Below are 12,995 nucleotides of genomic sequence, written 5' to 3' on the forward strand. Positions count from 1 at the left end.
ATTAAATAACGATTAAATACATTTTTTCTTGTAGCATATGTATTTATGTTTTATGTTTGTACCAGAAACCTACTTATGTTGTTAGTCTTCCCCAAGTCTAACAAAAACGAAAAAAGGATAGAAGCCCCCAAATCTCTATCCTTTTTTTATTTATACACCCTTAATTGTTATTCAAAACTCTGCATATCCACAAGCTTTTTATAAATACCATTTTTGGCTATAAGTTCGTTGTGTTTTCCTTGTTCCGCTATTTCTCCCTTGTTCAGTACTATAATTTCATCTGCACTTTGAATGGTAGATAATCGGTGTGCAATAACAATGGATGTTCTGTTTTTCATCATGTTTTCCAAAGCTACTTGAACAAGGCGTTCACTTTCGGTATCTAGAGCAGAAGTTGCCTCGTCTAAAACCATAATAGGAGGACTTTTAACAACCGCTCTCGCAATACTTAAACGTTGTTTTTGTCCACCAGAAAGCTTATTGCCAGCATCGCCTATATTGGTTTCTATGCCTTCAGGTAAATCTTTAACAAATTCCCAAGCATTGGCAACTTTTAGAGCTTCAATAATGGCTTCATCAGTGGCATCGTCTTTTCCTAGTTTTAGGTTGTTTTTGATGCTGTCATTAAAAAGAATAGCGTCTTGGGTTACAATGCCTAATTGACTGCGTAATGAACTTGTAGTTAAATTACGAATGTTAGTACCGTCAATTAAAATTTCACCTTCATTGACATCGTAAAATCTGGTGATGAGGTTTGCTATTGTTGATTTTCCGCTTCCTGATTGTCCAACTAATGCTACGGTCTTTCCTTTTGGAATAGTTAATGAAAAATCTTTTAAAACGTATTCGTCTTGATACTTGAAAAAGATATTTTTGAATTCAATCTGATTGTTGAAACCGTCTATTTCAATAGCATTTGGTTTATCCTTTAAAGGATTAGGTGCATCTATAATTTCTTGAATACGTTCTGCAGCAGCACCACCTTTTTTAATGTTGTAAAGTCCACGAGATATGGCTTTTGCAGGCGTTAAAATATTATATGATAATCCCATATACACCAAAAAAGTACTGCCGTTTAATAATGAGTTTGTATCTCCACCAAGCACTAAATTCCCACCATACCATAAAATGACAGCAATCATTAGAATACCTAGAAATTCGCTAGTTGGCGATGCTAAATTTTGCCTGTTTAAAAGCTTGTTTGAAAAATGATAAAATCGGGTGGTGGATTCTTGAAATTTTTCATTGAATTTGTTTTCTGCACTAAAACCTTTAATGATTCGTAACCCTGTTAAGGTTTCTTCTAAAGTAGATAAAAACACACCTTGTTCTTTCTGTACTCTATCAGATTTACGTTTTAAACTTTTTCCTATTCTTGAGATAATAATTCCCATTATTGGAATGAAAATAAATACAAATAACGTTAGTTGTGGACTGATTATAAGCATCGCTATTATGGTAAATATAATAGTTAAAGGCTCTCTTATGATAAGTTCGAGTACAGATAAAAATGAATATTGCAAGTCGAATACATCCGCAGTAACTCTTGATAAAATATCCCCCTTTTTTTGTTCTGATAAATAAGATAAGGGTAATTCTATGGTTTTTTTGTAAACCTTATTTCTTAGATCTCTTATAACACCATTGCGCAGAAATACTAAGAAGTAATTTGCTAAATAACCAGCAATATTTTTAAGCAAGAACATTACTATAATCAATCCAATAACGAATAATAAAGCTTTAGATTTATCGCCACCTGTGAATTCATTCATCATAAACGCCAAAGAATTTTCAGCATATTCACCAATTTCCATAAAACCAGTATATATTGGCTTTTCTGAAGGAGGGATATTTCCTTTTTCAAAAATAACATCTAGCATAGGTTTTAAGGCAACGAATGATAATGTGCCAAATAAAGCAAAAAACACATTAGATATAATGTGTCCTATTGCATAATGTTTATAAGGTTTTGCGTACCTTAGAATGTTAAAAAAGTGATTCATTAAATAAGATTCATATCTTTTAAAATAGCATCAGCTTTAGCATCGAGTTTGGCTTCTACAGCATCATAATCTTCTACAGATTTTAATGGCGTATTTACACTCACGTAGAATTTTATTTTTGGTTCTGTTCCACTTGGTCTCAAAGCAATTTGGCTTCCATCTTCTAAATAGTAAATAATAACATTCGATTTCGGAATATCAATACTGCTTTCTTCACCAGTAATCATGTTTTTAGACACCGATAAATCATAATCTTCAAGTTTAACAACCTTAGAGCCATTAGCTACTTTAATTGGGTTTTCACGAGCATCAGTCATCATTTGTTTAATTTCTTCGGCACCTTCAATACCTTTTTTAGTTAATGACACCAATTTTTCTTTATAACAACCATGCTCTACATAAAGTTTGATAAGTTCATCGTAAAAAGAACTACCATTTGATTTGGTAATCGCTGCAATTTCACAAGCTAATAGGGTAGAGGTTACCGCATCTTTATCGCGAACAAAATCGCCAACCATGTATCCGAAACTTTCTTCCCCTCCACCAACAAAATTTAATTCTGGGAAATCATGAATCAGTTTAGCAATCCATTTAAATCCAGTTAATACAATTTTACTGTCAACGCCATACGATTTAGCTAAATTGGTTAGCATAGGTGTTGATACAATTGTAGACGCAATAAATTCTTTGCCTTTTATTTTTCCTTCTGATTTCCATTGTTTTAACAAGAAATCTGTCATCATCAACATGGTTTGATTTCCGTTAAGCAATTGCAATTCGTTTTTAGAATTACGCACTGCCACGCCTAATCTATCACAATCGGGGTCAGTACCAATAACAATATCCGCACCTACTTTTTCAGCTAATTCCAAGGCTATTTTTAAAGCAGCTGGTTCTTCTGGATTTGGTGATTTTACTGTTGGGAAATCGCCATCAGGCACTTCTTGTTCTTTTACAATGTGTACATTTTTGTAACCTGCACGTTTTAGCGTTTCTGGAACTGCTGTAATTGAAGTTCCGTGAAGTGATGTAAAAACAATTTTCAAGTCATCTTTAGCCGGTTGTTTTGCACCGACGCATCCATTTTCAACTGAAGCACCAATAAACACATCATCAACATCTTTTCCTATATAATGTATAAGATTATTATTAGCTTCAAATTTAATATCTGAATATTCCAAAGCATCAATCGTATTAATCACAGCACTATCATGTGGAGGGACTAATTGTCCACCATCTTGCCAATATACTTTGTAGCCGTTATATTCTGGAGGATTATGAGATGCCGTTAAAACAATACCACAGTGGCAATTTAAATGCTTAACTGCAAAAGATAATTCAGGAGTTGCTCTTAAGTCTTCAAATAAATAAACCTCGATACCATTTGCCGAAAATACATCGGCAACAACTTTTGCTAAGGTTTTACTATTATGTCTACAATCGTAAGCAATAACAGCTTTTGGTGTTTCATTTGGAAATGATTTGTGTAAATAATCACTTAAACCTTGGGTGCTTTTTCCTAAAGTATATTTATTTATACGATTGGTTCCTACGCCCATTATGCCTCGCATACCACCAGTACCAAATTCTAAATCTTTATAAAAACTTTCTTGAATATCTTCAGGGTTATTGGCAATGCTTTCTTTGATGGTTGTTTGCGTTTTTTCATCAAAAGCAGGAGTTAGCCATGCATTTATTCTGTCTAAGATTTTTGGTTCAATGTGTATCATAAGTTGTATAAAAATTAGATTGCAAAAGTAATCAATTGTGAAAGAATAATTTTCAAAAAGACATCATTTTGAAATAAATGAAACCATTTTTGATTTATTCTAACTTAAATTTAATTCATCTTTAATTAAATAACGCTTTTTGTCTTGTTTTGTGCGTAAAATGATTTCGCCTAAAAAACCAGCAACAAAAAACTGAGTACCAATAATCATGGTTACAAGTGATATATAGAATTGAGGGCGTTCTGTAATGAGTCTTCCCATTGGGTTTAAAAATAATTTATCAATACCAAGATATAGAGCAAACCCGAAACCAATGGCAAACATTATAAATCCTAAGGCTCCAAATAAGTGCATAGGGCGTTTGCCAAAACGTGATAAAAACCAAATGGTTATTAAGTCAAGAAATCCATGTATAAAGCGATTCATCCCAAATTTTGTTACGCCATATTTTCGTGCTTGGTGTTGTACCACTTTTTCGCCAATTTTTGTAAATCCAGCATTTTTTGAAAGTACGGGTATATAGCGATGCATTTCTCCATTAACATCAATGTTTTTTACAACATCAAGTTTGTAGGCTTTAAGTCCGCAATTAAAATCATTCAATTTAACACCGGATGTTCTTCTTGCTGCCCAATTGAATAATTTTGAAGGTAGATTTTTTGAAATAACCGAATCGTATCGTTTCTTTTTCCAGCCTGAAACCAAATCAAATCCATCGTTTATAATCATGTTATAAAGTTCTGGAATTTCGTCTGGATTGTCTTGTAAATCGGCATCCATAGTAATGATTACATCGCCTTGAGCTGTTTCAAAACCAGCATGTAAAGCTTGAGATTTTCCAAAGTTTTTTAAAAAGCGAATACCTTTTACATTTTTATCTTGCTTTGATAATTTAGAGATAATGCTCCATGAATCATCTGTGCTGCCATCATCAATAAAAATAATTTCGTATGAAAACTGATTGGAAAGCATCACTTTAGCAATCCAACTATGTAATTCCTTTAAAGCCTCTTGTTCGTTAAGTAGTGGTATAACTACAGATATATTCATTTAGTTTCAAAATATAAAATTCAAAAATACTGAATTTATTCGGCGTCTGGATTACTTTTTTTCAATGCCGCAGCAACTATTAACCCTATAATGCTAAAAAGCACTAAAGAACCCGCTAGACTTTTTAAAATATTACCAATAGAATATTGATTTTGAGATTCAATTTGTTCTACGGATTGTGCTATAACATCGGTAGGTGTATTAAAGCCTTCTAGCAATTCAACTGTTTTTTCTATAGTTTGCTCTTTTATAGTAGCAGCAGCTTCAGGGTCTATAAAATTGAATAATAAATATGAAACAAAAGTACTTATTGCCAATCCAATGACCACTGTTATAAAATAAGATGAGAAAGCTTGTTTAAAAGATGCAAATCCGTTTTGTGCTTGTTTGGTTTTAGCAACCGAAATAACTCCGAAAACGATAACAACTAAAAGGATGAATATCCCATACCACATATTGGTCATAAGAGTTAAATCTATAGCGTAAGATAAAACAGTTAGTAAAGTTAATGCTACTCCTAAATACAAACCATAATTAGTAGCCATTGATTTTAAAGATTTTTCCATAATATTTAATTAATTTGTTAGTTGTATAGTTAGTAATCAAAGATAGGGAAACGTTACATTTAAATAAAAAAAAATGGCTTTTAGCAGCGCTTTATGGTTTTCGTTTAAATTGTTGTTTCCATGGAAATAGGAATCAAAATAAAAATTAAAAAAAATATTGTTCATTTATAAAAAATACTTAAATTTGCACTTCCAAAATTGAAAAGAATTAAAGCATTTAGCGATGAGAAAAGGTATACACCCAGAAAATTATAGATTAGTAGCATTTAAAGATATGTCTAACGATGATGTGTTTTTAACAAAATCTACTGCAAGTACTAACGAAACTCTTGATGTTGATGGTGTTGAATACCCATTAGTTAAAATGGAGATTTCTAGAACATCTCATCCTTTCTACACTGGTAAATCTAAATTAGTAGATACAGCAGGTCGTATTGATAAGTTCAAAACTAAATACGCTAAGTTTAAAAAATAAACTTCAGTAAAGTAATTATATATTTAAGCCTTCATATTTAAAACTGAAGGCTTTTTTATTTTATAGAATTAGCCTATTTTTGAACGTATGAAAAAAAGTTGAAAGACATAAAACTTCTAATTTTATTATGAATTATATTCTATTTGATGGTCCTTCGCGAAACAATTTGTTACCCTTTACATTTACGCGACCAGTTGCAGATATACGTGTTGGCATTTTAACTATTCGAGAAAAGTGGGAATCTTTTTTAGATTCTACGACTACAACCGTTACAGAAGATTATTTATCTGATAAATATCCAATGGTAGAAATGGATGAGAATGTTATGATTAATGCATCCTATTTGCCTAATTTAGAATTAATAGAAAGAATTAAGAGTTTAAAAGAAAATCAGGCTATTTTTAACGGAGAAGATGTGATTGCGTTTTTTACTAAAGAAACACAAGACGATATTGATTTCGATACATATGAAGCTATTGAATTTAGTGACGCTATTATTAAAATTGAAAATACTTGGGATATTTTTTCTAAAAACGGAGAAGCTATTCAAGATGATTTTAACTTTATAACAAAAGATAGAACATCGCAACCTATTCCTGCGAGCAATAATATTTTAGCACCAGAAAATATTTTTATAGAAGAAGGTGCTAAACTAGAGTTTGCAACACTTAACGCGAGCAATGGTCCTATATATATAGGTGAAAATGCAGAAATCATGGAAGGTTCTAGTGTACGTGGTCCATTTGCTTTATGTGAAAATGCCACGGTTAAAATGGGAGCTAAAATTTATGGCCCTACCACTATTGGTCCTTATAGTAAGGTTGGTGGAGAGGTTAATAATTCTGTTCTTTTTGCATATTCTAATAAAGGACATGATGGTTTCTTAGGGAATTCTGTTTTAGGCGAATGGTGTAATTTAGGAGCAGATACTAACAATTCTAATTTAAAAAACAATTACGCTGAAGTCCGTTTGTGGGATTACCAGACCGAAGGTTTTGCAAAAACAGGATTGCAGTTTTGTGGGCTTATGATGGGAGACCATAGTAAATGTGGTATCAATACCATGTTTAATACAGGGACTGTTATAGGAGTAAGTGCTAATATTTATGGTAGTGGATTTCCAAGAAATTTTGTACCAAGCTTTAGCTGGGGTGGCAGTAGTGGCTTCACTACTTATTTAACCAAAAAAGTGTTTGAAGTTGCTAAAGTAGTGATGTCCAGACGCGGTATTGAATTTTCGGAACAAGACCAAGCTATTTTGGAACATGTATTTGAAGAAACCAAAAAGTACAGAAGAGAGTAATGGTTAGCACCTTGCCTTTCTAGCATTTCATGACGTTTTGTAAAGAAGCTTTTGAAAACTTTGCCAATCCAATTTTCCTTGTTTTTAGTATTTCCGCTTTACTCTTAAGTATTTGTGAGATTAATACTAGCTAAAGATTTGTATATTTGTGTATAGTACAATGCTTTATGCTTAAACAATTCTATTATATCATCTTTTTAAGTAGTGTCTTAAGTTTTTCGCAAACTGAAGATTATACCGTTAAAAATTTAAAAATAAATACTGAAAATGCACACTTTGGTTTAATGCCTTTTGGTGATAATAAAATCATTTATACATCTTATTTTATTGATAAAAGAGGCAAGGTGAAAAGGTATGAAGGTAATCCTGTATTAACCGTTTTTGAAGCAGATTTGTCTGAGGAACGAAGTATTATAAATGTTAATCCTATACAAATAGACTCAAAGGCGCAGATTGCTGGAATTACCAGTGCTGCTATTTCTCCCGATGGAAAATTAATTTATATAACAACTCATTACACTAGAAAAAATATGCCTAAAGGCGATTTTAAAGAAACCAATTTTCATATTAAAGTTGGAGAATTTAAAGCTGGTTTAGGTTGGACTAACTTTAAAGTTCTGCCTTTTTGTAATCCAAAATATTCCTATGCACACCCTGCGTTGAGTTATGATGGAAAAGCACTTTATTTTACTTCAAATCTTAGAGGTGGAAAAGAAACAACTAAGGGAGGTTCGGATATTTTTATGGTAGATATTTTTGGTGAAAACGAATATAGTACGCCAAAAAACTTAGGTAGTAAAGCTAATTCATATAGTAGAGAAATGTTTCCATTTATGAGTGCCGAAAACATTCTGTATTTTGCATCAAATAGACCTGGTGGTTATGGCGGATTTGATATTTATAAAAGCAAAATGAATGAATCGGGAGTTTTTCAAAAAGCTGTAAAGTTACCAAAACCCTTAAATAGCAATAAAGATGATTTATCCCTAATTATGAATTCAGATAATACATCTGGTTATTTTGTATCCAAGCGCGTAGGCGGAAAGGGAGATGATGATATTTATTATTTTGTAAAAAACTAAGAAGAATTTATGTTAGGGATTTTGGTGATTTTCTTTATTGGTAAATATTATTATGAACTGGCGCAAGACTATTATAGGAACAGATGGTTGTATGGTCTATTAGGAATTGGTCTGTATTATGCAGGGTCAGCAGTTGGTGGAGCTGTTGTTGCAGTTGCAGATGAGCTATTTGATTTAAGTGTTAATTGGGACAGTTTATTTAGTTTAAGTATAATAGCCATTTCATTTGGGATTTCATTTCCAGGTTTATTCTATATAGTGTTGAAAAGACAATGGGAAAAGTCTGTTCTAGTTATTAAAGATGAAATCAATGATATTGGTAAACATATAGAAGACGATAATTATACCAATTCTGCATTGAAATGACCGCAATAAAATGCCCTTTCTTCCTTTCTATATCAATATAAAAGGAAACCGTTCCCGATAGCTATCGGGATATGGCTATGCTTTACTTTTCTACTTCGTATAAAGAAAAAAATCATCAATTTCTTTTACAGTAATTTCAATGTAGAATTGGTATTAATCTTTTTTTACCCGTTTTAAATCCAATAAATTAATAGGGTTAATACCTAAACCTTTTACATTTTTTCTAGTAAAACGAACCACTTCATCATAAAATAAAGGTACCATAAGCGCTTTTTGCATAACCAAAGAATCCATGGTTGTATATAAATGTTTTCGTTCTTCAATATGTGTTACATTAAACGCTCTATTATATAAACTGTCAAATTGAGTGCTTTTATAGTGAAAATAGTTAGACCCATTTGGAGCAAAATTTTTGCTGTAAAATATAGATAAATAATTTTCTGCATCTAGATAGTCAGCAACCCAAGAGCTTCTAAACATGTCTACTTTTCCGTTTGATCTAGCTGATCTTAAAGTAGCCTCGGGCATCACATCAACGTTAATTGTTAGTCCTGTTTTTTCTAATTCTCGTTGAATAAATTCACAAAAACTCAGGTAATTACTTGTTGTTACTAAACTTATTTCAGGATTGGTTATACCGCTTTCTTTTTTAAACTGCTCGACTAATTGCTTTGCCTTTTCTGGTTGGTATGAAAAACCAATGGATTTATTATAGCCAGGAAGCCCAATAGGAATAAAACCGCCATTTGCAGGGTTTCCAATGCCGTTTCGTAAATAAATCATCATTTTTTTTCTATCAAAACCATAGTTAATGGCTTTTCTAATTAATTCTGATTGTATTTCTGGAGTGCTAGAACCCAAATAGAATCCTAAATATTCTGTATTTAAATATGGTCCCCTGATCATATTAACAGTTTCAGCATAGGAATCTCGAAGCCGTCCATCTGCTGTTAATAGTTCGTCCTTATATGAGGCGTCTAACCCAGATATATAATCAATATTGCCTTGAGCAAACTGCAAGAATTCACTCTGTTTATCGGGTAAAAAAGTAACTGCTACAGCTTCTAAATAGGGTAGTGGCTTGCCTGTTTCGTCTTTCTCAAAATAGTTTTGATTTTTTCTAAAAACGAGTTTGATGTTTTCTTCCCAACGCTTAAATTTAAAAGGTCCTGTGCCAATGGGTTTAGAACGGAATTCACTACCATAATGTTCAACTATTTCTTTTGGAACAACCGAACAATATTTCATGGTCAGCAACCCTATAAAAGCAGGGAATGGTTGTTTTAAAGTCATCTCAAAAAGGGTGTCGTTGATAGCTTTAAAATCTTCCACTTTATTTAAAACCCAACTTCCGGGAGCAGCAATTTTTTCATCTCTTAAACGGTTAAGGCTGTACTTGAAATCCTGAGCAATAACTGTTCTGGTAGAATCTTTTCCAAATAAAGGATGTTTATGAAAATAGACATTTTCACGTAATGAAAATGAATACGTAAGGCCATCATCAGAAATAGTCCAGTTTTTGGCAATGCATGGTAGAATATTCAAATCGCTATCCAATTGCACCAAACCATTGAATAATTGATTACAAACCGAATTGTCTTGTAACGTTCTTGAAAAAGCAGGGTCTAAAGTATTGATGTTTGCGTATTCATTATAGCGAAACACTAAATGGTCTTTGTCTGAGTTCGAATTGTTTCCACATGAAAAAAAGAATAATGCAATACAACTAATTGATAAATAGCTAATTATTTGTTGTGAAACATGTTTTATCATATAACTTATTAGTTGTAAATTTGCACGCTAATGTCATTTTTTAGCCTTTTGACTTCGCTCAAGATAAGCTAAAGTCGAAATATCTCTTAAACGAAATTTTATTTCATCTAAAATGACAAATGTAAAGGTAAATTTTATAAGATTCTGAAACAAGTTCAGAATGACAAAAAGCAAATGAATAAAAGAGTCGCATTTTATACTTTAGGTTGCAAACTGAATTTTTCGGAAACATCAACAATTGCCAGGGATTTTAATAATGAAGGGTTTGATAGAGTCGATTTTTCTGAAAAAGCAGATATTTATGTGATAAATACCTGTTCGGTAACCGAGAATGCAGATAAGCGATTTAAAACCATTGTAAAACAAGCACAAAAATCGAACCCAGATGCTTTTGTGGCTGCTGTTGGCTGTTATGCACAACTAAAACCACAAGATTTGGCAGACGTTCATGGTGTGGATTTGGTGCTTGGTGCTACTGAGAAATTCAAGATTACAGATTATATAAACGACCTTTCTAAAAACGATTTCGGAGAAGTACATTCCTGTGAAATAGAAGATGCCGATTTTTATGTTGGAAGTTATTCTGTTGGAGATAGAACCCGTGCCTTTTTAAAGGTTCAGGATGGTTGCGATTATAAATGTACGTATTGTACGATTCCATTGGCACGTGGTATTTCGAGAAGTGACACCATGGAGAATGTTTTGAAAAATGCTAAAGAAATATCAAAGCAAAATATCAAGGAAATTGTATTAACAGGTGTTAATATTGGCGATTATGGTAAGGGGGAGTTTGGCAATAAAAAACATGAACATACATTTTTAGATTTAGTTACCGAATTAGATAAAGTAGAAGGTATTGAGCGTTTAAGAATTTCCTCAATTGAGCCCAATCTGTTAAAAAACGAAACGATTGATTTGGTTTCAAAATCAAGGGCATTTGTGCCTCATTTTCATATTCCGTTACAATCAGGAAACAACGACATACTTAAAAAAATGAAACGCCGTTATATGCGCGAATTGTATGTGGATAGGGTTTCTAAAATAAAAGAAGTCATGCCGCATGCGTGTGTTGGAGTTGATGTTATTGTTGGTTTTCCTGGTGAAACCGATGAACATTTTTTAGAAACATATAATTTCTTGAACGGCTTGGGTATTTCATATTTGCATGTATTTACATATTCAGAGCGTGATAACACTGAAGCCGCTGAAATGGAAGATGTTGTGCCAAATAATGTAAGGAGCAAGCGAAGTAAAATGTTAAGAGGCTTATCAGTTAAAAAACGTCGCGCGTTTTATGAAAGCCAGATTGGAGCGACAAGAACGGTTTTGTTTGAAAGTGAAAATAAAGAAGGTTATATCCAAGGATTTACAGAAAACTATGTAAAAGTAAAAGCACCCTGGAATCCAAAATTAGTAAATACGTTACACCAAGTGGAACTGACTAAAATTGATGACGATGGTTTGGTAAGGCTTGAGTTTGTTAATGAACTGGCGATATAAAACAAAAAAATCTGAAGCTACTAACTTCAGATTTTATATATTTTTCTAACTTTTTATATTCTCACGCCAACAGGAAGCATGCGTTTGTATTTCCTGTTACTCCTTACGAATTTTGCAATTTCAGGACTCGTTGGTACAACGCTTAAGTTTCTTTCCCCTATTTGTTCAAAAACTAAAGCTAAAAATTCTTTTTGAAAGTCTTCGTCTTTAATGCCTTCGGGAATAATTAGTTTGGTTAAAAAAATCTTTCGCTCTTGTAATGAGTATTCAATTTTCGCTAAATCATCATCAATTTTAATTTCAAATTGACGTAGAAAATCGTTGTCAATTAATTCTGCAGCTTCAACCATGGTCATTTTTTGTTTTATTTCTTAGGAATCTAAAATAGTGAGTACTATTTCTCTAACTTTGTGCAAAAGTACAAAAATAAATCGTTAAAATAAAGAAAATTAAAGGTTAATACCTTATGGTTCAAGAGTTAATACATGTTTATTTCATGCCGGGAATGGCTGCAAGTCCTAGAATTTTCGAGCATATTAAACTGCCTAAAGATAAATTTGAAATGCATTTTTTGGAATGGCTTATACCTATTGATAATGAGTCTGTTAGTGATTATGCATTTCGTATATCTAAAAGTATTGAGCATGATAACATCGTGCTGTTAGGCGTGTCTTTTGGAGGTGTACTGGTGCAAGAAATGGACAAGCATGTTAAGGTTAGAAAATTAATTATTGTGTCTAGTGTAAAGTCAATGCACGAATTACCTAAACGGATGCTTTTAGCAAAAGCAACTAAGGCGTATAAATTAATCCCTACACAATTAGCAAGCAATATTGATGTTTTTGCTAAATATGCCTTTGGGAATAATGTGACTAAACGTTTAGATCTGTACAAAAAATATTTATCTGTTAATGATAGTGCATATTTGAGTTGGGCCATAGAGCAAATGGTTTGTTGGAATCAAGAAACTTGTAATCCAGATATTATTCATATTCATGGAGATAATGATCCTGTATTTCCCATTAAAAATATCTCAAATTGTGTCACTATAAAAAACGGAAGTCATATTATGATTATTAATAAATACAAGTGGTTTAATGAGAATTTGCCCAAAATTATTTTAAAGGACTAATTATTTTATTTAACT

The 12,995-nt window shown here is 32.3% G+C and carries 12 protein-coding genes; 6 read left to right on the top strand and 6 right to left on the bottom strand.

Annotated elements, in window-relative coordinates:
* Positions 1–167 precede the first annotated feature (167 nt).
* The 4 genes from ABD935_RS01240 to ABD935_RS01255 all read right to left on the bottom strand — a co-directional run bounded on the left by ABD935_RS01240 (position 168) and on the right by ABD935_RS01255 (position 5,349).
* Positions 168–2,003 carry an ABC transporter ATP-binding protein gene (locus ABD935_RS01240; protein WP_345189691.1) on the bottom strand — a complete coding sequence of 612 codons (1,836 nt, stop codon included), beginning with the start codon at positions 2,001–2,003 and terminating at the stop codon, positions 168–170.
* Positions 2,003–3,733 (bottom strand): phospho-sugar mutase, encoded by a 1,731-nt coding sequence (locus ABD935_RS01245; RefSeq protein WP_345189692.1) that lies wholly within the window; start codon positions 3,731–3,733, stop codon positions 2,003–2,005. Before ABD935_RS01245 ends, ABD935_RS01240 begins: the two co-directional genes overlap by 1 nt.
* A gap of 99 nt (positions 3,734–3,832) precedes the next feature.
* Positions 3,833–4,783 carry a glycosyltransferase family 2 protein gene (locus tag ABD935_RS01250; RefSeq protein WP_345189693.1) on the bottom strand — a complete coding sequence of 317 codons (951 nt, stop codon included), beginning with the start codon at positions 4,781–4,783 and terminating at the stop codon, positions 3,833–3,835.
* A gap of 35 nt (positions 4,784–4,818) precedes the next feature.
* Positions 4,819–5,349, bottom strand: a complete 531-nt coding sequence (locus ABD935_RS01255) for a DUF4199 domain-containing protein (RefSeq protein WP_345189694.1) — start codon at positions 5,347–5,349, stop codon at positions 4,819–4,821.
* A gap of 223 nt (positions 5,350–5,572) precedes the next feature.
* On the opposite strand from ABD935_RS01255, the gene ABD935_RS01260 reads away from it, so the two are divergent.
* The 4 genes from ABD935_RS01260 (at position 5,573) to ABD935_RS01275 (ending at position 8,575) form a co-directional block, all read left to right on the top strand.
* A complete protein-coding gene (locus ABD935_RS01260; RefSeq protein ID WP_345189695.1) occupies positions 5,573–5,824 on the top strand; it encodes a type B 50S ribosomal protein L31 in 252 nt (83 codons plus the stop codon).
* Positions 5,825–5,951: 127 nt separating this feature from the next.
* Positions 5,952–7,127 carry a GlmU family protein gene (locus ABD935_RS01265; protein ID WP_345189696.1) on the top strand — a complete coding sequence of 392 codons (1,176 nt, stop codon included), beginning with the start codon at positions 5,952–5,954 and terminating at the stop codon, positions 7,125–7,127.
* A 167-nt stretch (positions 7,128–7,294) separates the two neighbouring features.
* Positions 7,295–8,209, top strand: a complete 915-nt coding sequence (locus ABD935_RS01270; protein WP_345189697.1) for a TolB family protein — start codon at positions 7,295–7,297, stop codon at positions 8,207–8,209.
* 9 nt (positions 8,210–8,218) lie between these two features.
* Positions 8,219–8,575 (top strand): hypothetical protein, encoded by a 357-nt coding sequence (locus ABD935_RS01275; RefSeq protein WP_345189698.1) that lies wholly within the window; start codon positions 8,219–8,221, stop codon positions 8,573–8,575.
* Positions 8,576–8,728: 153 nt separating this feature from the next.
* Here ABD935_RS01275 and ABD935_RS01280 read toward each other — a convergent pair whose 3' ends face one another.
* Complete coding sequence (locus tag ABD935_RS01280) at positions 8,729–10,348, bottom strand: ABC transporter substrate-binding protein (protein WP_345189700.1); 1,620 nt, start codon at positions 10,346–10,348, stop codon at positions 8,729–8,731.
* Positions 10,349–10,522: 174 nt separating this feature from the next.
* Between ABD935_RS01280 and mtaB the strand changes: the two genes are divergently transcribed.
* The gene (mtaB, locus tag ABD935_RS01285) at positions 10,523–11,848 is read left to right on the top strand and encodes a tRNA (N(6)-L-threonylcarbamoyladenosine(37)-C(2))-methylthiotransferase MtaB (protein ID WP_345189701.1); all 1,326 of its coding nucleotides are present in this window, start codon (positions 10,523–10,525) and stop codon (positions 11,846–11,848) included.
* 53 nt (positions 11,849–11,901) lie between these two features.
* Here mtaB and ABD935_RS01290 read toward each other — a convergent pair whose 3' ends face one another.
* Positions 11,902–12,198, bottom strand: a complete 297-nt coding sequence (locus ABD935_RS01290) for an N-acetyltransferase (RefSeq protein ID WP_345189730.1) — start codon at positions 12,196–12,198, stop codon at positions 11,902–11,904.
* A 116-nt stretch (positions 12,199–12,314) separates the two neighbouring features.
* Here ABD935_RS01290 and ABD935_RS01295 point away from each other — a divergent pair, with 116 nt between their 5' ends.
* The gene (locus ABD935_RS01295) at positions 12,315–12,980 is read left to right on the top strand and encodes an alpha/beta hydrolase family protein (protein ID WP_345189702.1); all 666 of its coding nucleotides are present in this window, start codon (positions 12,315–12,317) and stop codon (positions 12,978–12,980) included.
* Positions 12,981–12,995: the final 15 nt, after the last annotated feature.

The sequence above is a fragment of the Algibacter agarivorans genome (genome assembly GCF_039543245.1).
Taxonomy (GTDB): domain Bacteria; phylum Bacteroidota; class Bacteroidia; order Flavobacteriales; family Flavobacteriaceae; genus Algibacter_G; species Algibacter_G agarivorans.

What these genes read in the sequence shown, in the direction of transcription:
- ABD935_RS01240 (WP_345189691.1), bottom strand. Translation starts at nt 2,003, where the DNA reads ATGAATCACTTTTTTAACATTCTAAGGTACGCAAAACCTTATAAACAT.
- ABD935_RS01245 (WP_345189692.1), bottom strand. Translation starts at nt 3,733, where the DNA reads ATGATACACATTGAACCAAAAATCTTAGACAGAATAAATGCATGGCTA.
- ABD935_RS01250 (WP_345189693.1), bottom strand. Translation starts at nt 4,783, where the DNA reads ATGAATATATCTGTAGTTATACCACTACTTAACGAACAAGAGGCTTTA.
- ABD935_RS01255 (WP_345189694.1), bottom strand. Translation starts at nt 5,349, where the DNA reads ATGGAAAAATCTTTAAAATCAATGGCTACTAATTATGGTTTGTATTTA.
- ABD935_RS01260 (WP_345189695.1), top strand. Translation starts at nt 5,573, where the DNA reads ATGAGAAAAGGTATACACCCAGAAAATTATAGATTAGTAGCATTTAAA.
- ABD935_RS01265 (WP_345189696.1), top strand. Translation starts at nt 5,952, where the DNA reads ATGAATTATATTCTATTTGATGGTCCTTCGCGAAACAATTTGTTACCC.
- ABD935_RS01270 (WP_345189697.1), top strand. Translation starts at nt 7,295, where the DNA reads ATGCTTAAACAATTCTATTATATCATCTTTTTAAGTAGTGTCTTAAGT.
- ABD935_RS01275 (WP_345189698.1), top strand. Translation starts at nt 8,219, where the DNA reads ATGTTAGGGATTTTGGTGATTTTCTTTATTGGTAAATATTATTATGAA.
- ABD935_RS01280 (WP_345189700.1), bottom strand. Translation starts at nt 10,348, where the DNA reads ATGATAAAACATGTTTCACAACAAATAATTAGCTATTTATCAATTAGT.
- mtaB (WP_345189701.1), top strand. Translation starts at nt 10,523, where the DNA reads ATGAATAAAAGAGTCGCATTTTATACTTTAGGTTGCAAACTGAATTTT.
- ABD935_RS01290 (WP_345189730.1), bottom strand. Translation starts at nt 12,198, where the DNA reads ATGGTTGAAGCTGCAGAATTAATTGACAACGATTTTCTACGTCAATTT.
- ABD935_RS01295 (WP_345189702.1), top strand. Translation starts at nt 12,315, where the DNA reads ATGGTTCAAGAGTTAATACATGTTTATTTCATGCCGGGAATGGCTGCA.